This is a genomic window from Aliivibrio fischeri ATCC 7744 = JCM 18803 = DSM 507 (genome assembly GCF_023983475.1).
GTDB lineage: Bacteria > Pseudomonadota > Gammaproteobacteria > Enterobacterales > Vibrionaceae > Aliivibrio > Aliivibrio fischeri.
The window spans coordinates 530,604-550,627 of record NZ_CP092713.1; the positions used below are offsets into that span (position 1 = coordinate 530,604).

Genomic DNA, 20,024 nt, shown 5'->3' on the forward strand with positions numbered 1-20,024 from the left:
CTTAATGAACTAGTGATGCTTTACTCTGCATCACTCATTTCAACAAGCCACGGCATAAGATCCGACATATCATCAGCTGGATCACGTTTAGGTAACTCCGTAAATAAATACTGGAAGTAATAATACGGGTTAATGTCATTAGCGCGGCATGTCATTACCAAGCTATACAAGTTAGCACTCGCCTTCGCACCCTCGACAGAAGTCGAGAACATCCAGTTTTTTCTACCTGTGGTAAACGGCCTAATGTCTCTTTCTGTGACATTATTATCGATACTAATATCACCATCCTCAAGATAGGTGAGTAATTTAGGCCATTGTTTTTGAGTGTAGGCGATAGCTTTACCTAATGCCCCTTTTGGTAAGACATTTTGAACATCAAGCCACGCTTTAAATTGGTTCATCGCGGCTTTCCGGGGAAAGCCGCTTTTATCTTCATAAAGAAATAGTCCGTATCTCTGTAGCCATACCCCATTCTTTTGATTAACTTAATTTTGTTATTTATTCCTTCCAGTGTACATGTATTTAATCGATATAAAGACGAACTAACAATTCCGTGAAGGTATGGTTTTAACTTTCGTGCAAAACTGATTAGTGGTTTGATCCCACTCTCATTTACCTGTTGCCACCATACATCCCATAGTTCTATTGCCTGCGTTTCTGAGTCACAATACCAGAGCTCTTTTAATTGCTCTCCTAGCAAATGAGTCACCATTAAATCGTGGTTTACCGAAAGTATTTCATCTAAATAACTCTGTTGATTTACGTCTAGATTGTCTCTATTTTTCAAAAGGATCCAGCGTGAACGCTTAATCCAACGACGAGCTTTTTTGTCTTCTTTGAGTTGATTCGCTTGATCTACCCTAACCCTATCCATTACCTCTCGTCCATATTTGGCTACCACATGAAAAAGATCGTATACAATACGTGCATTAGGGCAATGAGCTTTCACTTCGAGATCGAAAGCTGTATTCATATCCATAGCCACTGCTTCGATATTTTCGGCATGCTTACCAAGCTCTTCAAAGAAAGGCCTGATATCAGTTCGGCTTCTACCTAAACCAATCCAAAGCACTTGATGTGTCTGCGCATCGGCAATCACTGTTGCATATCGATGTCCTTTAAATATGGCAAACTCATCCATCACTAGTTGGCGTAATTTATCCCATGGTATGTCAGGGATAACTCGTTTAAGTCGTTGTTTATCAATATTCTTTATCGTGTGCCAATGTACTCCAGTCAGTTCTGAAATATGTTTAATCGGCAGCAAAGGCAGCAGTTGTTCAATATATTCTATCAATCGATTAGTCAGGCGTGAGTATGGTTTAAGCCAAGATATTGCTTCCGTTTTTGTACCGCATAGCAAACATGTAATGCGCCTAGTCTGAATCAAAAGTTCAACTGGAGTTCCTAATATCATAGCGTCTTTAATAGTTCGCCACTGAGTATCGTGAGTAAATTCAGAGAGTCGCCCGCAAGAGCAGAATGCTGGGGAGTCAGGTTTTAAGGTTATAGAGATTAATGAATCAGTTTTATGAGACTTTACGATCTGAAAACCTTTCCAGAAGGATGATAAAAAAGTATTATTTGGCATGAAAACGGCAGTTTGTGAAAAGTTGTGTTTGGCGATGTAACTTTACCACTAACTGCCGTTTTTGTTTTCAATTCCCGCTAATCTGCGATGAACCTTATTTTTGGCTCAGTTGCTATCGGTGGCTGGGTTGGTGATAAAGTCATTGGTACCAAACGAACCATCACTTTAGGTGCCTTGATATTGACCATTGGTTACGCACTATTAGGTGTGTCGGCATCGGCGGGTAATATTGGTGGTTCTGGTCTAATTTATGTCGCAATGGGCTTTATTACTATGGGTAATGGTCTATTTAAAGCGAACCCATCAAGTCTATTAGCTAAAGTTTATGATCAAGACGATAACCGTTTAGATGGTGCATTCACAATGTACTACATGGCGATTAACCTTGGTTCATTCTTCTCTATGCTGTTAACGCCTTGGATTGCGAACCAGTTTGGCTATGGCATGGCATTTAGTGTGAGTGCGGTTGGTCTGATCATCACTGTTCTTAATTTCGTTATGTGTTCTCGTATGGTAAAAGGTGTTGGCTCAGAACCGGATCTTATCGCAGTAAATAAAACACATTATTTAGGTGTTGTTGCAGCAACCGTTGCTCTTAGTTTCTTATGTTCAGTATTACTGCAAAACTTGTTTTACGCTCACGCAATTTTAGTTGTGGTTGGTATTGCGATTGTTGCACTTTACATGAGAGAAGCGTTTAAAATCTCTGGTTTAGAGCGTGCAAAAATGCTGGTAGCGTTCGTATTAATGCTGCAAGGCGTTGTATTCTTTGTGCTTTATTTCCAAATGCCAACGTCATTAAACTTCTTTGCGATTCATAATATCGAACACAACATTCTGGGTATTTCTGTTGCTCCTGAGCAGTTCCAAGCATTAAATCCATTCTGGATCATGATTGCGAGTCCAATCCTAGCAATGGCTTACACAAACTTAGGTGAGCGTTTTGCTATGCCTTACAAGTTTGCTTTCGGTATGGTGCTGTGTGCATTGTCTTTCTTAGTTCTAAAGTTCGGTGCTAACTTTGCAAACGAAGATGGCATCATGAGCTCTAACTGGTTGGTTATCTGTTACGCTTTCCAATCTCTAGGTGAACTTTTAGTGTCTGGTCTCGGTCTTGCGATGGTAGCTCAACTGGTACCACAACGTATGATGGGTTTTGCAATGGGTATGTGGTTCTTAACATCAGCAACGGCTGCGGTTATCGCAGGTTGGGTTGCAGCATTAACAACTGCACCAGCAGGCTTAACTGACGCGAACCAAACACTGGCTATCTACAGTGATGTATTTGGTAAGATTGGTTATGCAACTGCAGGTGTTGCCGTTATTACGCTATTAATTGCGCCTAAGTTAACTCGTATTATTCGTGGTGAATCTGAAGGTTAAACAGAAGCAGTAAACGCATAATTAAGATTTACATCAGCTTGATATGATTAGGCTGAAATAATAAAAAACCAGTGTTATTCCTTCTTATAATAGAAGAAATAGGCTGGTTTTTTTGATCTCGGCTTATAAATTTGAACAATAGGATAGGTGAGTTCTTCCACTCTGGATTAGGATTAGCATAAATTGAATTGTGAAGGATAAACACATGAAAATAAAAGCAGGTTTATGTGCGCTATTGGCTATGTTCTCTTTTAATAGCTGGAGCTCAGAGCGAAGTGAACAAGCGTGGGAGCAAGTAGAGCAGGGCGCATTATTAATTGATGTGCGAACTCCTGGGGAATTTAGCCAAGGGCATTTAGATGGTGCAACGAACTACCCGTTAAATACAGTAGATAAAGCGTTCGCTAAAATAGATAAAGACACCCCGATAGTGGTGTATTGCCGAAGTGGCGCACGTTCGGGAAAAGCCATGAATTACTTAAAGCAAGTGGGATTCAAAGAGGTGTATAACGGCGGTGGTCTAGTTGAAATGCAATCGACTAAACCAACACCGTAATGAGTGTTTTACTGCTCGGATGCTGAAATAAGCACTCGATTATCACCGCAGCTATAAGCGATCACTTGGCTGATCTCAGATAAGCTGCGGCCTGATTCTTCTTTCCATTGATTAAAGGCTTGGTTTGCTGCGAGATGCACACGTTTTGTGTCTCGACCACCATCAATAATGCCATAATTACGTAAGTAAGATTCCACATCAGAAGATAAGATAAAGGTATCCACTCCCATTTGGCGTAATGCATAAGCGCCAGTATTGCCACCTAAACGTTGACCGTGTTTCTTTAAGTAAGCCCATAATCCGGTAATGTCTTCACTTGGCCAGTTCGCCACCATGTTGCCAAAAGAGTCGTGCTGTAACCCAGCAGAATAAATCATCATCGCATTCGCAGGAATGGTTTTTACCTTGGTCAAATGACGAATAATGCGTGGGTCTTGTGCTTTTTCTTCCCATACTTCGTCAGGTTGCATTAACAGTGGTTGAATGCGAAATTGGAAAAAGACCTCTTCAAAATTCGGCCATTTTTTTCTCACTACATTCCAAGAAATACCACACTGAAAGACCTTCTCTGTAAATGCTGCTAACCAGCGATCATCAGGAATTTTAGCTAATTCACTACGAGGTAATGGCTTGTTTAATAACAACTCAAGCTGCGCAGCTCCACCTTTGCGGAGTGCTGCTCGCTCATAAATAGATTCAAACTTTTCAATGCTCATGATAGAAACCGGACAATAGTGAAATGAGATTAAGATAGTAACAATAATGGTAAGAACTGCACAACAAAGAGGCGTAATGATAGATGTATATTAATGAAATATATATACTTACTAATAACTGAATACTTAAATGATGCAAAAATCTGTATTACATAAAGCATTTAGTAAAGTGAAGTAGGAAGAAGTAATGTTAGCAAAAAAGATGGATGCGCCATTGGATATGCAAAATGGGGCGCGATTTAAAACAAAAAAACACGGTTATGTCACCGTTATTGAATACTACAATACACACACTGTGATTGTGGCTTTTGAGAATACGGGTAATATTCGTGCAATTAGTGCAGCTAAGTTAAGAAGCGGCCAATTGGCAGACCGATCAGTACCACCAGAATCTATCATGGTGGGAGAGAAGGTTGAATCTGTAAAACACGGCATATTAACCATTGTTCAAGTTGAATCTGAAAATATCGTATTACTTACTACAGAAAGTGGTGAAGAAGTACGTATGCTACTGCCTGCGGTTCAAAAAATGAAAACCAAAGCCGAAGAGCCAACAAGCACAAAAGAAGAACCTGAATTACCAACTTCGTTAAGTGCATTAACTAAGAGAAATAAAAAAACCAAGGACGTGAATAATTTATTGAAAAAAATGCTTACTGATTACGGTAAATAATAGATTTATTCAAAATAAAATAATGAGAAAATAAACGCTAAATAATTACGACCTTAATTAAAATATAAATTCCAATCTAGATCACACTCTTCAAATATAATAAAACCCTAAAAAATAAATTAAGAAACATCCCTATCAATAAGACTGTATTAAGTAGATCTGCGTCACAATCTCATTTTGACTTTGTGATTTAGATCTATTTAAATCTCCAATTTACTCTTTAAGATTCATTACATAATAACTCGGGAGCTTATTATTTAGTTCCTGCAACCCTACAGAGAGTATATAAAATGAAAAAGATCTTAGTTGTATGTGGAAACGGTTTAGGCACTTCTTTAATGATGGAAATGGCAGTAAAAGAAGTGGCAAAGAAAATTGGTTTAGAAGCTGATATTGATCATGAAGATTTATCATCAGCAGCATCAAGCAATGCTGATATTTGGGTGGCAGCGACAGACGTAGCGACTCAACTTGAAGAGGCTGGTAAACAAAACATCGTAAGTCTTGCCAATATCTTTGATAAAGCATCAATTGAAGCGCAATTAAAAACATTCATCTAAGCTAAGGTCGCTATTATGGCAAATTTCTTTGAGTTCATGCTCGGCTTATTAAAAGAGCCAGCAATCATGGTTGGTTTAATTGCATTTATTGGTCTTGTTGCCCAAAAATCAGATATATCAACCATTCTAAAAGGCACAATTAAAACCGTAATGGGATTCTTAATTCTTGGTTTTGGTGCAGGCGCATTGGTTGGCGCATTAAATAATTTCTCTGCGGTATTTACAGAAGCTTTTGGTGTAAGTGGTGTTATTCCAAATAACGAAGCGATTGTGGCATTAGCACAAGAAGCGTTTGGTTATGAAATGGCATTAATTATGTTCTTTGCGTTCATCGTAAATATATTATTAGCTCGTTTCACTCCTTTAAAATATATCTTTTTAACGGGTCACCACACCATGTTTATGTCTATGCTTGTCGCGGTAATTTTATCGACAGCAGATATTACAGGCACAACATTAGTGGCGCTAGGTTCAGTTATTGTTGGTTCATTAATGGTTATCATGCCTGCTATTGCCCAAAAATATACTGAAAAAGTAATGGGTACCGATCAGTTGGCAATGGGTCACTTCTCAACCTTGTCTTATGTGATTTCAGGTTATATTGGTAGCAAGTTTGGTGACACATCAAAATCAACAGAAGACATTAATGTACCAAAAAGCTTAATGTTCCTACGTGATACTCCTGTAGCCGTAGCAACTACCATGCTTCTGTTCTTCTTGCTTGCTTCTGTATTTGCAGGCGGTGAGTTTGTAGAAAGTGTCTCTGGCGGTCAAAACTGGGTTGTATTTACTTTCATGCAGTCATTAACGTTTGCTGGTGGTGTATACATCGTACTGCAAGGTGTAAAAATGCTGATTGCTGAAATCGTTCCTGCATTTAAAGGTATTTCAGACACTTTAGTACCAGGTGCAAAACCAGCGCTAGACTGTCCAATGGTATTCCCAGTGGCACCTAACGCAGTATTAATCGGTTTCTTAAGCTCATTCACAGCAGGTCTAGTTGCAATGGGTATTCAAGGTGCATTTGGTTGGACAATTATTGTTGCGGGTGTTGTTCCTCACTTCTTCGTAGGTGGTGCAGCAGGCGTATACGGTAACGCAACGGGTGGTTTACGTGGTGCGGTACTAGGCGCATTTACTCAAGGCCTATGTATCTCATTTTTACCAATGCTACTGCTTCCAGTACTTGGTGGCCTAGGTCTAGAAGCAACAACATTTGCTGATTTTGACTTTGGTGTTGTTGGTCTTGTTCTTGGATGGATTGTGTCATGAGTTTATTAGATTTAATTGGTAACGACGGCATTGTTATTACTACAGAAAAAGAGCTAACACTGGATGCAGCATTAGATTTAACTTGTTCACTACTGATTAAAAATGGAAAAGTAGAAACAAGCTACCTAGAAGCCATTAAACAAAAGCATAAAGAAATCGGTGCTTATTATGTTCTGGCTCCTAAAATCGCAATGCCACACGCAAGACCAGAAGATGGTGTAAACGAAGCTGCACTACAAATCACGGTATTTAAAAATGGTGTTGATTTAGAGTCAGAAGATAATGGTGACGTGTACTTCTCTGTCACTCTTGCGGCGATGGATTCTGATAGCCACATTCATACGATTATGGCACTTTCAGAGTTATTCCAAAATGAAGATGATGTGGATGCAATTATCCAAGCAGAAACGGAATCAGACATTAAAGATATCCTAAAAAAATACTAGATCCCCCCTCTAGTAATCTATTGATGAGTTAGGAATTCAATTTCTAACTCATCAAGTTTCTTTTAAATTGAGTTCCTTGATGCTATAAAAAATTACAAAGATGAAATCTCAATATTATCCACAATAAGACCATATGCTGATTTAGTTACATTTGGACTGCTTTTTAGCTCAGGATAAGAAATTTTAAATCCAATAACATCACCTTCTTGGTATTTAAAATCACATGAGTTCATTGATTGCCATGAAGTAATGTTCGATATATTTTGAGAACAAACTACATGATCACCATTTTTTACGACAGATAATGTTGATAGCGTATCATCAGCCTTAGAAATTTTAATATTTGAACGCATTGCATCAAAATTTAAACGGTAATTTTGATTATTTTCTAAATAAGGTTGATATAAAGAATCTGATAACGAGAAGCTTGTAATAGTTGACATATTTTGGCTTCCTGATACCGGAATAATAATGGCAACATTCGATGAATCATCACCATCGCCACCATGTAAAATATCTGATGATTGACCGTTTTCTGGAATGTATTGATTAGGAAAACTTGAGGTCGGAGATTGATCCGTAATATCTTGAACCGTTACAGTTCCTGGTAGATAGAAGCTTGAAACAAAGTTCGCTGGGTAATTTGGCAATAATGAAGCTTGACCATTTGCGTCTAGATTGTATTCTGTCATTACATGGTCAAACGTCTCTTTCCAAAGAGAGTCAGGGTTTTCTGTACCTGAATCATCATTTTTTATATCAAGTATCGTCTCTCCACTTGATGGAGCAGATACTTTAACAAGAGCGTCATTAACCCCTTCTTTTAACTCTACATTTAGCACACAGCTCGCCGAACACGTAATGAGTGTAGAGTTGTTGATATAACCATTCGGTAAGTAAGACAGCTCTTGATTAAATTCCGCTTTGTTTTCATCTAAGATTTGTGCGTAAACAGGAGAGCCTGCTTTTGTACTAATCACAATTTCATTTGAATTCACGGATACTATAGGATCTGCATAAACTGCTGAGGAAAGTATAGCCGTTGTCGATAATGCTAATACAGATAATTTCATTTTTAACCTTCTTATTGTTTGTTAGATATAATAGTGTGATTGCAATCAATAATAGTCTTAGTTTTTTTATGGTCTTTGTCTAGAGTTAGACCTTTCTTATATAAATTCTTCATTACATTTAAGCAGTTTTTAAATTTGAACTATAAAGTCAATAAATCGCCATTCTTTTTTATTTAATAATGTGATAGGGGATTTAATAGATACGATGGTTGTGAAAACTTTAAATTAATCAATTTAATAATGATTGGTAAAATAATCTAATGCTTAATAAACGATTAATGATATTGATATCTATAATATTATTAATATATTGTACATTTAATTAATGATTGATTTATATAATTTAGTATATTAATAATAAATTGAGTGGCATTGGGTTTGTTGCGGGTTTTTTATTTAACAAATCTGCACTTTTTTCACTATTTTTTTCAGCAATATTGAAGTAATCTCGTTTCACATTTAAGACGCGTTAGACGTCACATCACTTCAAAGGAAAAAGTAATGATATTAGATATTTCGATGTGGATTTGGATCCCGCTTGCGTTGGCTATCATCTTAGCATTTATCAACCAAACCAAAGCCAGTTTTGCCTTACTTGGTATCACCTTAATTGGTGCCATCATAGAGCAACGGCTAAACATGATTGGACTAGCGGGGATAGCGGCAGGTTTGCTTGTTGCCTACAAAACACCAAGCTTAAAGAAAAAATGGCAACTAGGGGCATACCTATTTATCTTCTTATGGTGCATTGCATTATTTCTTCATTTAATCCCCGGTTTTAACAACGCCAAGGTATTGGATGCCGTTGTTACCGGCCCACTAAGCGTTCCATTCACCTTATATTTAAACTTAGATAAACCGCTTATCTTATTTGGATTATTACTCGCTTATCCTGCTCTATTGGGAAGTAAAGCCAACATCAACAAAAAAGCACTTATCTATACCGCGATTCCTCTTTTTAGCTTGTTGCCTTTAGCGTGGGGATTAGGTGCATTAAAACCAGAGTTCACTATTCCTAACTGGTGGTGGTTGTTTGCATTAAATAATCTATTGCTAACTTGCGTAGCCGAAGAAGCCTTCTTCCGAGGTTTTATACAACAATCACTCAGTAAACGATTTGGTTGGATAGCAGGGGTAGCCGTAGCCAGTGTACTATTTGGTGCAGCCCATATTGGCGGTGGTTTACTCTTGGCTGTTTTTGCTACCTTAGCAGGCGTGGGTTATGGATTAGCTTTTCATTACAGCTCACGTTTGTGGGTAGCGGTTGCGTTCCACTTCTTGTTTAACTTCATTCACTTGGTGTTTTTCACATACCCAATAATGAAATAACTTACTCAATTTAAATAACCTTTATAAATGAAACTGAGTGAGCTTTTGCATTTATTTACTGACTTAAACCAATAATTTGCGAAACCCCATTCAGTATATCTTGACCGCCATCACGCTTAGATCTAAAGTCTCACATATAAGAGATAATCATTCATTGAGGTTATATGAAAGTAGAAGCTGTTGGCAAAATTCAAATGGAATCCATTGAAAGAGAAAAAAGCCAAGAAGTATTAAAGAACAGCATTAGCAACATGAAAATGCAAAACGAAGGCGTCTACGACCAACAAGCCATTAACTTTGGTTCATCGCAGATTAGCGGGAATTGAAAACAAAAACGGCAGTTAGTGGTAAAGTTACATCGCCAAACACAACTTTTCACAAACTGCCGTTTTCATGCCAAATAATACTTTTTTATCATCCTTCTGGAAAGGTTTTCAGATCGTAAAGTCTCATAAAACTGATTCATTAATCTCTATAACCTTAAAACCTGACTCCCCAGCATTCTGCTCTTGCGGGCGACTCTCTGAATTTACTCACGATACTCAGTGGCGAACTATTAAAGACGCTATGATATTAGGAACTCCAGTTGAACTTTTGATTCAGACTAGGCGCATTACATGTTTGCTATGCGGTACAAAAACGGAAGCAATATCTTGGCTTAAACCATACTCACGCCTGACTAATCGATTGATAGAATATATTGAACAACTGCTGCCTTTGCTGCCGATTAAACATATTTCAGAACTGACTGGAGTACATTGGCACACGATAAAGAATATTGATAAACAACGACTTAAACGAGTTATCCCTGACATACCATGGGATAAATTACGCCAACTAGTGATGGATGAGTTTGCCATATTTAAAGGACATCGATATGCAACAGTGATTGCCGATGCGCAGACACATCAAGTGCTTTGGATTGGTTTAGGTAGAAGCCGAACTGATATCAGGCCTTTCTTTGAAGAGCTTGGTAAGCATGCCGAAAATATCGAAGCAGTGGCTATGGATATGAATACAGCTTTCGATCTCGAAGTGAAAGCTCATTGCCCTAATGCACGTATTGTATACGATCTTTTTCATGTGGTAGCCAAATATGGACGAGAGGTAATGGATAGGGTTAGGGTAGATCAAGCGAATCAACTCAAAGAAGACAAAAAAGCTCGTCGTTGGATTAAGCGTTCACGCTGGATCCTTTTGAAAAATAGAGACAATCTAGACGTAAATCAACAGAGTTATTTAGATGAAATACTTTCGGTAAACCACGATTTAATGGTGACTCATTTGCTAGGAGAGCAATTAAAAGAGCTCTGGTATTGTGACTCAGAAACGCAGGCAATAGAACTATGGGATGTATGGTGGCAACAGGTAAATGAGAGTGGGATCAAACCACTAATCAGTTTTGCACGAAAGTTAAAACCATACCTTCACGGAATTGTTAGTTCGTCTTTATATCGATTAAATACATGTACACTGGAAGGAATAAATAACAAAATTAAGTTAATCAAAAGAATGGGGTATGGCTACAGAGATACGGACTATTTCTTTATGAAGATAAAAGCGGCTTTCCCCGGAAAGCCGCGATGAACCTTTTTTTTCAATAATTGCAAACGCTCCCTCATTATTGCCGTTTGTGGAACCAAAGTCACCCATGCTTCTGGGTAAGAAAAACATAGCTGGGTAGTTGTCATCGGGGGCTGTTTGGGGGTTGAGCGTATCTTCCCCATGTTGTATAATTGAGTGTTCAGTCCCTCTTAAGCTATTGTTTATAATATCACTTAATCGCTCGCTTCTTTGTGTATAAAATCCTTTCCTTTTTTGTTTTATGTTATTTTTTTTCGTTAAATGCTCAAGGGTTAATTTATTGTTGCTAAAGTCTGTGCGAGTTAAATCTTTAACGCCATAGTCACTAATATGAGGCGCAATAAGAAGTAGGTCGTAATCTGCAATTAACGGTTTTGGTGTTGTGTGACTGTTTGATAATACTTCGAGAGGTTCTAAGCTTTGATCTGGTTTTTTTTCATATAGAGTAAAATCACCTTTGCTACTTTCATGAGCTTCAAAGGTAAGTATATCATTAGTTAAAGTGCGAGATTGTAGTGTAAGTTTATTGTTATACGAGCAACGTTTAGTTATGTAGCCATTATCAGCGAGTTCATTAATTCTTTTTTTAGTTAAAATAAGTGTAGTTTTTGTTGCGTAACCAAACTGAATAGCTTCTTGTACTTGTTGGTTGAACTTTTTAACTTTTTCTTTCCCTTCTGGTTGGTGTATGTGTTTTTGTAGCTTGCTTAGCTCTTGCTTAATGGGAATAAACCCTAGCATTGGGCCAAAGTTTGATGATTTGGCTTTAATCTCTATCCCTTTTGTTGGGTAATTTTCTTCGAGAAGAGTGCTTAGCATTTTATGTATAGGCCTTATTCCAAAAATTACATTATTCTTCTTGGCTATTTGAGCTAATTTAATCACATGATTCATAGGTATTCCGCAATTACTATTGCTTAAAATGGAAATAAATGAATCGTTAGTAATGTCATACCTGTTTGAATTTAAGTTTGTTTTGAGTGGGGCTGTTGTTTTTTTGTTGTATTGGTTTATTTTCATAAATTAAAAGTGGCTTATTTTATTATGCATATATTTTATAGTACGCACTGTCTTTTTTAAATGCATTCGCTTTATTTGTTCCTTCTATAAAAACACCACATATTTCAAGCCACCCAGGCATCATATCTATCGCTTTTTTATCTAGTTCATTAATTACTTTTCTTTATCATTAAATTAAAGCCTGAATTAAGAGTGTTTTTAACGTAGGTTCCTTTTTTATTTTTGTTGTGTTATTAATAATTATTTGGTTGATAACATTGAATATCCTAGGCATTATTTTACTACTTTTTATTAGTAATAAACCATTTTCTGTATTGATCAAGAGGGATTAATTGATGAAGTTATTAAATATCGTGATATTAGCTTCAATATTCACGTCTAATACCATATTTGCTGCTGGTTGGCAGCAATTTTATTATCCGGATGGCTCTTTATGGGAGAACTCAGAATATCAAACGCTTGTTGGGAAAAGCGTGACGGGAAATTTAACTGTAGAAAGTATTTTAACGCTAGAGGATGCATCAGGAAAGGTTCATGTGTGGTTAAATATTCAAGATTCTACACTTAAAGTTGTTTCTGTAAATCTTGGCGAGAATAGAACAGTTCAAACAAAGACTGGAGTACACCCCTATAGCTCGATGTCTGGAGTTGATGCAATTATCCAAAATGGTGGTTGGAATGTAGTTACTGGTGAGTCTTTATTAGAAAACAAGAATAGCTATGGTAACTCCGTTCTTTATGGGCATTCTGCCTTTACAGGGGGGGCGTATGCAGAGCAGGTTTTTTCTCCTTGGATGGTTGATACAGATGCTGATGGTAACTTGCCATTAGATTATACGAGTAATCCTTTTAATCATAAGCTGAGAATTATTACATGGACTGATATCAATCAGCTTGATCTTAGCTGCGATATTACTGACTCTAGTCGTGCTCAAGGATACCTGTTAATACAGACGATGACGGGACAAGCTTATGCTCATGGTGAGCTTTATTGTGAACCATTTAAATCATCATTAAATGGGGTATCAATTATTGATCATAAAGTTAGGCTCCCAACACTTGCTGATCAGTGGGCAATTCCTCGCATTTAATATAGTATTTAGTTTATGTAATAAGGAAAAGGATTAATGAGCATAATAATTATCATATCCGTTTGTTATTATATTTATTCTTATCTTGGAATTATCGAATAATGAGAGTGTTTATTATGATTTTGTTATTCTTTAGTTCTTATGTAAGGAGCTCCAATGTCGAGATTACATACACTGATTTAAAAAATGAAACCGAAAAAGAAATTGCGACTGAAATTAAAAATAGCAGTGTGAATTCGATTTTTTACTCACTATTTAACAATTATTTTTCGTTTAAAGATAACTTAACTGTTCGATATGGTTGTTTTAATGCTGTATTTTATGATCCTGTAGATAATTCAATTAATATTTCATATGATTTTTTTAAGATAACCAAGTTGTATTTTTCAAGACATAGTGAGATATCACCAGATAGAGGGGCTATAGATACATTACTACATAGTTTATTGCATGAAGCAGGGCATGCAATAATTTCAGAATATAATATAAAGGTTTTAGGTAAAGAAGAAGATGCTGTCGATGATTTTGCAACAATGATGCTATTAACTTATGTCGATAACGGTGACGCAATGGCGATAAATGCTGCGAAGATGTTTTATTTCGAGTCTAGTTATAAGCCAGATTATTATCATATTGGTGAGTTTGCAGGTGAGCATAGTTTAGATTTACAGCGTTACTTTTCAGTGTTGTGTTTAGTTTATGGGAGTAACGATATTAAACATAAAGACTTACTTAATGATATTGATGAGCAGAATTTGTCGAAAGTTAAAAATTATTGTAAGGAAAAATACCTTAAAGTAAAATATAACTGGATTGATATTATTAATAATAATTAAAAGTTATGTGGCTTGTTAATTTATATCTTTTTATATGTTGCGGTTGTTTTTAGTAATGTATATAGATATGAAGAATGCTAATACAACAATTAATTAGGTTTGGTTTTATGAAATTAAAAAATAAAATATTGCTTTTTACGTTAGTGCTATTATTACTGATTTCTCTTGCTTTAACATGGAATGGTTATAGAGAGTTTAATCACTTTAATAATGAGACAGTTAAAAACTCTACTGAGAGTCGAGCGACTCTGATATCGATAGCTTTAGATGAGAAGCTAGATAGTTATTTTTCTTCACTATATTCTTTTGGTATTGCTTATCATGATGATGGCTCATTTAATCATACAACGACAGCTAACTATCTTAATAATTTAGCGAAGGTTAATAATACTGATAGTGCATTTATAGGGTTTAAGGATGGCTCTACATTTGAGCAAAATGGACGATTTACTCCCAACTTCAATGCAAAAAAAATGCAAAGAGAGTGGTATAGTAGGGGGTTCTCGGGAGAAAGAGAAATAATTACTGATGTTTATAAGAATAGCAATGATATTAATGTTTTTGCTTTCGTCACTCCTATATACAAAGGTGATGAGATTTTTGCTGTTGTAGGAATAGAGGTTGAACGAGCGGTGATTAATGAGTTTATTGATACGCTTACAGAAAAGAATCAAATATTTGTTTTTAATAATGACGGCTATATTGTTGCAGCTAAAGACCCTTTAAATGTAGGTAAAAATATTAATGATATTGAGCCTATTTATTCTCAATTTGATAGTGGTTATATAAGATTCTTTGATGAAAACTTAGTTGATTATGTTCTTGCTAGCGCTTCACATTTATTTCGTTATGATTGGACTGTTATCATATACGATTATGAAAGTGATGTGTATGAGCCTAGTGATTTAATGTTAAAAGAATCGATTGTTATTTTTTTTACTATACTTTTTCTTTCTTTGTTTACTGTCCTTTATATGGTTAATGTGTTTATTTATAAACCAATAGGTGGAGAACCAGAAAAAATATCTCAAATACTTCTAAATATAGCAAATGGTGATTTAACACAAAAAATGGACTCTTCGAAGAGGGACTGTGGTATTTACAACTCCGTCATTAAGTTGAATAAAAAATTACGAAATATTGTCGTAACGAGCCACTCTATTTCTAACAATGTAAAACGCTCTTCTAATGAATTAACGCAATTTATGTCTGATGCTGAAAGTAATTCACAACGTGAGTTAGAACAAGTTGAAGAGATATCAACAGCAATTTGTGAGTTATCTAGTACTTCGAAAGAGGTCACAACAAATGCTGCGCATGCTGAGGATGAAGCTCAAAAAGCAATAACAAGTGTCAAAACTGGCCAAAAAATGTTAAGAGATTCGATTTCATTGACTGTAAATATAAATGAATCAGTTCAAGAAACGGCTCAAATGATCAGTATGTTGAAGCATGATACTTTAAATATAGGAGAGGTGACTGATGTCATTAATAGTATCTCTGAACAAACTAATTTATTGGCGTTAAATGCGGCAATAGAAGCAGCAAGAGCTGGTGAAGCTGGGAGAGGTTTTGCTGTGGTGGCAGATGAAGTGAGAAGTTTAGCCGCAAAAACTCAGCAATCAACCACGAGTATTCAAGAGATGATTACTAAGTTACAAGCTCAATCCGAAAAAGCGAATAAAAATATGATGGATAATGTTAATCTAATTCAAGAATCGGTAGAGTTAGCTGAAAATGTTAAAGAATCATTTGATGATATTGTCTCTTCTGTACAGTCCATTTCTGATGTAAATACGTTAGTTGCTACTGCTTCACAAGAACAGTTTCATGTAACTGAAGATATATCAAGGAATACAACGCATACTTTCGACCTTGTGGCTAAGAATGTTGCAGCTATTAACCAAACTAGGTTGTCTTCAAACGATCTATTTAAATTACTTGCAGATCAAAAAGTGGAGCTTGACTTTTTTAAAGTGAAGTAATGAATTTCCCTTCGATTGTTGTGCTGTGACGTGATGCAATAGAAGGGACGTTTTCTTTTTTATTATTGTGAATTTTTTTGATTTTTTACCTTTAGGTTAAATAATTATTATTTTATGCTATTTATTCTTTGTTCTTGTAAAATCCATACTCTGTATTAATAAAAATGTTATTTATTGCTTTTTTAAGTATGTGGGTTTTATGATAAGGATTAGTAATTATGAGTGAGCATTTAACACTATCATGTAAGCTTTGTTGTGATAAAAAAACAAATGATCAAAAAGGTGTTAAGCATGAGGTTAAAGATAATTATCCTGTTAATGAACCAATCTGTCGTTTCTTGTCGTTAATGACAAGTAAACCTATCGGTTATATACATAAATATGATGATATTTATGATACTGTTTGGCCAGATTCTGTTGTAAGCTCCAATAGCTTACTTCTCTTGATTCATAATGCAAGAAAAGTCCTTCCAAATGAACTAAAAATTTATAATGTTAGAGGTAAAGGGTACTTTTTGTCTAAGAATTAACATATAAGATAATTAATCGTATCTTTAATATAAAATAATAATCGTTTTAGAAATGATTATTATTTTATTTCTTATTGGAACTATTATTTATATCATTAGTAATGATTTTATTTACATTTTTTTATTACAATTATATTTATAATGGAGTTCTTATGAAAAAAAAGATGAATATTGATTTCGATTTATCTAAACGTAACTTTTTAGCTTATTCTTCATTATCAACATTAGCGGCTGTTAGCTGCGCATTTATTCCAAAGCCTGTATATTCTGCAATTGTTAATAAGTGTAAAATTAATACATCGCATTCAGGGCTTACACTTGTTGACCTTGATAGTATTAATTTCTATACAAGAAAAACGAATGCATTACGTTGCGTTGGCATAGCTCAAACGATCACATTTGATGAAGCTGTTGATGAAGTTCAATTTATTTCAAATGTTATGTTTAACGAGATGGTTAAATCTGTATTTCAAAGAGATTTCCCTAGCATTGCCGAGCAAATTGGCGGTGATATTTTACCTAATGAGAAGGTGTTAGGTATGTCTGATAGTATTACTGATGTTCATTCTCTTGTTATGAAGCATTATGATTATATTTCTGAAATTATGCCTGAGTTTATTGCTCAACTCATTCAAGGGAATTACCAAGCCCCTCAAGTGTTCAATGAGTTATCTAGGGAGGAGAGGAAAAGTTTAAACTCATGGGATATGACCTCGATTAATTTATCAATAAATAGAGAAAAAGAAAGTAGTGCGTTTAAGTTAGTGATGGACGATTTATATTGTTTAGCGACATCGTTTGCTACTAGCTCTCAAGGCGATAAGTTGCATCGATACAAGCTTAACAAGCCTGATGAATGGGGAGAAAAATTACATGAATGGTATTGTGAAGAAGGTAAAATTGAGGCTTGTATTGATGGGATGGATATTTGTAAAGGGGGAGATGAATATCATTATCAAAATGCGAATAGTTTGATTACGACCCTTAGATCTTTGAATCAAACCTGCCTAAATAGAGGGCTGAAAACCTTAACTGAAGCTCAAATTCAGCGTTTTGATGAAACAATATATGGCGCTATTTGTTTAGCTACGTCATTAAGTGTTAAGTGGGGGTATAAAAAGGATGCTTATTCTACGGTAAATAATCTTGATAATATGCATGAAACTTTAAATATGCTTCGCACAAACAGTAACTCTGAAATTCAAGGGTTTTGGGAAAGTTTTTTTAATAAATACAATCAAAATGATTTTATTAACACTTTACAAGAAGTGAATTGGGCTGACTGTAGTGTATATAGTGAGAAAAGCCTTAAAATTTTACAAAGTAAATTTCCTGAATTTATCGACCCTATAAAAGGTGAGCAATTTTCTTATGTTAAGGAAAGAAAGCGTTTTAGAACTGGAACTGAGATTAAAAAATCAGAAGAGCTGCTTTTATTGGAGGAAGATGCACGAAATTCTAAATTATTAATGAGGAGACGTTTTCGCTCTAAGGGAAAAAGCATAATTGGTAATGTTGTAAAATGGAAGCAAAATCGAATGACAAAGAGAATTGTCAAAATGTCTGGTCAGCCTTCTATACTTGCCCCATCTGCAATTGCTAATATATTTCTATTTTTAACTAGCAGTACCCATTATGTGTGGGCCACAACAGCATCAAATGAAGAGCAGATTAACTTTAGTTATAAACTTGGACTAGGGACTACTATGTTTGGTGCTGTTGAAAGTATTGGTTATTATGCTGGTGTTAAAGCTATTTCTAATTATATGAAAAGAATGACGCCTACTGGCTTAAAAAATGCGACGATCAGGTTTTCTGCGTTTTCAGATTTTTGGTTAGGTGTTAAAAATACTAAAAAGTTGATTAATCGGCCTATCGTTAATATTGCTCATTCATTATTTAATACCAGTATTATTGCTAAATTAACGACAAAAGTGACTTTTTTCCTTTCTGTCGTAGGACTTTATTATGCCGTAGATGCTTTAAAAACGGCTACCCTTGATGGAAATACAGCTGATATTATTTTTGAAGCTCTTAACACAACAATAACTGCAATTAGTTTTATTCTTGGTTTTGCTGTATTCCAAGGCATTGCTTTTGCTGGCCCATTAGGTATTGCATTAATGGTTATTGGTGGGGTATTGATAATTGCAAAGCTAATATATGACGTATTAAAACCTAGACCTGAAATATTACCTCCTATCGCAGACTTTACTGAACAATTGCTAGTACCTCGAGGATGTATTTATAAAGACACTGGCTATTACCTATCAGTCGTTGAGGATTCAAGTGGATTTAGTTATGTAAAAAGAATGTCATTAAAGACCCTTGATTTTATTGGGGAGAGTAATGCAGATTTAGAGTTAAGGTATGGTGTTTCTTACCCTAACGCGATTGTTGCGTCAAAAGACAAAGTTGGGCGTATATACTCTTTTGAACGTAGTGTTAATGACAACTATCAATATGCAAGCTTCGGAGAGCTTCAATATATTAATACTAAAGGATTTAAGAGCACAATTGATTGGAGCAAAGCTGATAGCAAAATTATTAGGGTTATATCGGCTGTAGAAAATATGACAATGTATAACGAGGTATATGCTCTGTTCTTGTGTGATATAAAATTGGATAGAAAAATAAAAAGAGCTCTTTATTTAACCCGAGGGCTTGAGTTTGCACCTAGAAGTAATGATCGAATTATTAAAGGGATAGATGAGGAAGATTCGATTCAAGATATTATGGTTGTGGATAATAAACGATATCCGGTATTAATAGCAGTATCTGACAGAAGTCTTTATCAGATAAGTCAATGGTATAAAGCGAGTGTTATCGACTCTGATATTTTTACTCATAGCAACCGAGCTACTATTGAGAAAGTGGAATTACTATCTGGTGGTGGTTTAATCAATTTATTGGTCAGATACTGTGAGGGTAAGATGACTACACCTCAATCTAATAATAAGCTTTGCCGTGGACAGTTATATAGTTTGGCTCCTGATGTCGCCGCAAGTGGCGAGTATAAAAATATTATTAAGGGAGCATCATTTCAAATAGGTAAAGAAGATCAAGTTATTTGTCGCGAGTATTTTTCGCAGAAAAAAAAGCGTTTGGACTTTCTTGTTATCGGTCGGAGTGAATATAAACGCATGGGAGGAATATTAAATGATGAAGGTAATGCTGTCATTGGATTTAACGAAGGGCTTTCTTTACCTAGTTCTGGGGCTATCGCAAAGGCTTTAGTTTTAAAAAATTCATTTATTAGTTTTTAGTTAGTTACAGGGAGGAAATGTCGGTTTTTTAGATTTCCTCCTGTTAATTTTGTTTTTTGTTTTTGTGGGGTGTCATGATATTTTGGCATTTTCTTTTTTTTATCTTTTTTTAT

General features: G+C 35.5%; 18 protein-coding genes and 1 pseudogene. 14 read left to right on the plus strand and 5 right to left on the minus strand.

Features of this window, described 5'->3' with window-relative positions; translation table 11 throughout:
* Positions 1–20 precede the first annotated feature (20 nt).
* Positions 21–365: pseudogene (locus AVFI_RS16030) on the minus strand (IS66 family transposase); the annotation flags it as partial.
* A 32-nt stretch (positions 366–397) separates the two neighbouring features.
* Positions 398–1,591: an ISL3 family transposase gene (locus AVFI_RS16035; protein ID WP_199414938.1), complete on the minus strand. Its 1,194-nt coding sequence runs from the start codon at positions 1,589–1,591 to the stop codon at positions 398–400.
* 87 nt (positions 1,592–1,678) lie between these two features.
* On the opposite strand from AVFI_RS16035, the gene AVFI_RS16040 reads away from it, so the two are divergent.
* Together AVFI_RS16040 and AVFI_RS16045 are read left to right on the plus strand one after the other, a co-directional pair.
* Positions 1,679–2,974, plus strand: coding sequence for an oligopeptide:H+ symporter (locus AVFI_RS16040; RefSeq protein WP_236782108.1), 1,296 nt, complete (start codon positions 1,679–1,681; stop codon positions 2,972–2,974).
* A gap of 205 nt (positions 2,975–3,179) precedes the next feature.
* Complete coding sequence (locus AVFI_RS16045) at positions 3,180–3,530, plus strand: rhodanese-like domain-containing protein (RefSeq protein WP_188863958.1); 351 nt, start codon at positions 3,180–3,182, stop codon at positions 3,528–3,530.
* 8 nt (positions 3,531–3,538) lie between these two features.
* Here AVFI_RS16045 and AVFI_RS16050 read toward each other — a convergent pair whose 3' ends face one another.
* Positions 3,539–4,246 carry a DNA-3-methyladenine glycosylase I gene (locus AVFI_RS16050; protein WP_005421932.1) on the minus strand — a complete coding sequence of 236 codons (708 nt, stop codon included), beginning with the start codon at positions 4,244–4,246 and terminating at the stop codon, positions 3,539–3,541.
* Positions 4,247–4,448: 202 nt separating this feature from the next.
* Between AVFI_RS16050 and AVFI_RS16055 the strand changes: the two genes are divergently transcribed.
* The 4 genes from AVFI_RS16055 to AVFI_RS16070 all read left to right on the plus strand — a co-directional run bounded on the left by AVFI_RS16055 (position 4,449) and on the right by AVFI_RS16070 (position 7,197).
* Positions 4,449–4,919, plus strand: a complete 471-nt coding sequence (locus AVFI_RS16055; protein WP_170620539.1) for a hypothetical protein — start codon at positions 4,449–4,451, stop codon at positions 4,917–4,919.
* Positions 4,920–5,209: 290 nt separating this feature from the next.
* Positions 5,210–5,479 (plus strand): PTS sugar transporter subunit IIB, encoded by a 270-nt coding sequence (locus AVFI_RS16060; protein WP_005421936.1) that lies wholly within the window; start codon positions 5,210–5,212, stop codon positions 5,477–5,479.
* A gap of 15 nt (positions 5,480–5,494) precedes the next feature.
* Positions 5,495–6,751, plus strand: a complete 1,257-nt coding sequence (locus tag AVFI_RS16065) for a PTS ascorbate transporter subunit IIC (RefSeq protein ID WP_011263029.1) — start codon at positions 5,495–5,497, stop codon at positions 6,749–6,751.
* Entirely contained in the window at positions 6,748–7,197 is a 450-nt protein-coding gene (locus AVFI_RS16070; protein WP_054776262.1) for a PTS sugar transporter subunit IIA, read from the plus strand. Before AVFI_RS16065 ends, AVFI_RS16070 begins: the two co-directional genes overlap by 4 nt.
* Before the next feature lie 92 nt (positions 7,198–7,289).
* Here the strand turns inward: AVFI_RS16070 and AVFI_RS16075 are convergent, their stop codons facing one another.
* On the minus strand, positions 7,290–8,270 hold the full coding sequence (locus AVFI_RS16075) for a hypothetical protein (RefSeq protein ID WP_188863957.1): 981 nt from the start codon (positions 8,268–8,270) through the stop codon (positions 7,290–7,292).
* Positions 8,271–8,771: 501 nt separating this feature from the next.
* Here AVFI_RS16075 and AVFI_RS16080 point away from each other — a divergent pair.
* The 3 genes from AVFI_RS16080 (at position 8,772) to AVFI_RS16090 (ending at position 11,186) form a co-directional block, all read left to right on the plus strand.
* On the plus strand, positions 8,772–9,599 hold the full coding sequence (locus AVFI_RS16080; RefSeq protein WP_188863956.1) for a CPBP family intramembrane glutamic endopeptidase: 828 nt from the start codon (positions 8,772–8,774) through the stop codon (positions 9,597–9,599).
* Positions 9,600–9,763: 164 nt separating this feature from the next.
* Positions 9,764–9,925, plus strand: a complete 162-nt coding sequence (locus AVFI_RS16085) for a hypothetical protein (RefSeq protein WP_188863959.1) — start codon at positions 9,764–9,766, stop codon at positions 9,923–9,925.
* Positions 9,926–9,992: 67 nt separating this feature from the next.
* Positions 9,993–11,186: an ISL3 family transposase gene (locus AVFI_RS16090; RefSeq protein WP_199414938.1), complete on the plus strand. Its 1,194-nt coding sequence runs from the start codon at positions 9,993–9,995 to the stop codon at positions 11,184–11,186.
* Here the strand turns inward: AVFI_RS16090 and AVFI_RS16095 are convergent.
* Positions 11,100–12,077, minus strand: a complete 978-nt coding sequence (locus tag AVFI_RS16095) for an anthrax toxin-like adenylyl cyclase domain-containing protein (protein ID WP_199414909.1) — start codon at positions 12,075–12,077, stop codon at positions 11,100–11,102. The genes AVFI_RS16090 and AVFI_RS16095 overlap by 87 nt on opposite strands.
* A gap of 461 nt (positions 12,078–12,538) precedes the next feature.
* Between AVFI_RS16095 and AVFI_RS16100 the strand changes: the two genes are divergently transcribed.
* The 5 genes from AVFI_RS16100 (at position 12,539) to AVFI_RS16120 (ending at position 19,911) form a co-directional block, all read left to right on the plus strand.
* Positions 12,539–13,294, plus strand: a complete 756-nt coding sequence (locus tag AVFI_RS16100) for a hypothetical protein (RefSeq protein ID WP_252653967.1) — start codon at positions 12,539–12,541, stop codon at positions 13,292–13,294.
* A gap of 116 nt (positions 13,295–13,410) precedes the next feature.
* On the plus strand, positions 13,411–14,130 hold the full coding sequence (locus AVFI_RS16105; protein WP_188863783.1) for a DUF4344 domain-containing metallopeptidase: 720 nt from the start codon (positions 13,411–13,413) through the stop codon (positions 14,128–14,130).
* A 107-nt stretch (positions 14,131–14,237) separates the two neighbouring features.
* Positions 14,238–16,115 (plus strand): methyl-accepting chemotaxis protein, encoded by a 1,878-nt coding sequence (locus AVFI_RS16110; RefSeq protein WP_188863784.1) that lies wholly within the window; start codon positions 14,238–14,240, stop codon positions 16,113–16,115.
* A 218-nt stretch (positions 16,116–16,333) separates the two neighbouring features.
* On the plus strand, positions 16,334–16,645 hold the full coding sequence (locus tag AVFI_RS16115) for a helix-turn-helix domain-containing protein (protein WP_054775968.1): 312 nt from the start codon (positions 16,334–16,336) through the stop codon (positions 16,643–16,645).
* 152 nt (positions 16,646–16,797) lie between these two features.
* A complete protein-coding gene (locus AVFI_RS16120) occupies positions 16,798–19,911 on the plus strand; it encodes a hypothetical protein (RefSeq protein WP_188863785.1) in 3,114 nt (1,037 codons plus the stop codon).
* Positions 19,912–20,024: the final 113 nt, after the last annotated feature.

Excerpts from the sequence above, each read along its gene's own strand:
- AVFI_RS16035 (WP_199414938.1), bottom strand. The coding sequence starts at position 1,591 with ATGCCAAATAATACTTTTTTATCATCCTTCTGGAAAGGTTTTCAGATC.
- AVFI_RS16040 (WP_236782108.1), top strand. The coding sequence starts at position 1,679 with ATGAACCTTATTTTTGGCTCAGTTGCTATCGGTGGCTGGGTTGGTGAT.
- AVFI_RS16045 (WP_188863958.1), top strand. The coding sequence starts at position 3,180 with ATGAAAATAAAAGCAGGTTTATGTGCGCTATTGGCTATGTTCTCTTTT.
- AVFI_RS16050 (WP_005421932.1), bottom strand. The coding sequence starts at position 4,246 with ATGAGCATTGAAAAGTTTGAATCTATTTATGAGCGAGCAGCACTCCGC.
- AVFI_RS16055 (WP_170620539.1), top strand. The coding sequence starts at position 4,449 with ATGGATGCGCCATTGGATATGCAAAATGGGGCGCGATTTAAAACAAAA.
- AVFI_RS16060 (WP_005421936.1), top strand. The coding sequence starts at position 5,210 with ATGAAAAAGATCTTAGTTGTATGTGGAAACGGTTTAGGCACTTCTTTA.
- AVFI_RS16065 (WP_011263029.1), top strand. The coding sequence starts at position 5,495 with ATGGCAAATTTCTTTGAGTTCATGCTCGGCTTATTAAAAGAGCCAGCA.
- AVFI_RS16070 (WP_054776262.1), top strand. The coding sequence starts at position 6,748 with ATGAGTTTATTAGATTTAATTGGTAACGACGGCATTGTTATTACTACA.
- AVFI_RS16075 (WP_188863957.1), bottom strand. The coding sequence starts at position 8,270 with ATGAAATTATCTGTATTAGCATTATCGACAACGGCTATACTTTCCTCA.
- AVFI_RS16080 (WP_188863956.1), top strand. The coding sequence starts at position 8,772 with ATGATATTAGATATTTCGATGTGGATTTGGATCCCGCTTGCGTTGGCT.
- AVFI_RS16085 (WP_188863959.1), top strand. The coding sequence starts at position 9,764 with ATGAAAGTAGAAGCTGTTGGCAAAATTCAAATGGAATCCATTGAAAGA.
- AVFI_RS16090 (WP_199414938.1), top strand. The coding sequence starts at position 9,993 with ATGCCAAATAATACTTTTTTATCATCCTTCTGGAAAGGTTTTCAGATC.
- AVFI_RS16095 (WP_199414909.1), bottom strand. The coding sequence starts at position 12,077 with ATGAATCATGTGATTAAATTAGCTCAAATAGCCAAGAAGAATAATGTA.
- AVFI_RS16100 (WP_252653967.1), top strand. The coding sequence starts at position 12,539 with ATGAAGTTATTAAATATCGTGATATTAGCTTCAATATTCACGTCTAAT.
- AVFI_RS16105 (WP_188863783.1), top strand. The coding sequence starts at position 13,411 with ATGATTTTGTTATTCTTTAGTTCTTATGTAAGGAGCTCCAATGTCGAG.
- AVFI_RS16110 (WP_188863784.1), top strand. The coding sequence starts at position 14,238 with ATGAAATTAAAAAATAAAATATTGCTTTTTACGTTAGTGCTATTATTA.
- AVFI_RS16115 (WP_054775968.1), top strand. The coding sequence starts at position 16,334 with ATGAGTGAGCATTTAACACTATCATGTAAGCTTTGTTGTGATAAAAAA.
- AVFI_RS16120 (WP_188863785.1), top strand. The coding sequence starts at position 16,798 with ATGAAAAAAAAGATGAATATTGATTTCGATTTATCTAAACGTAACTTT.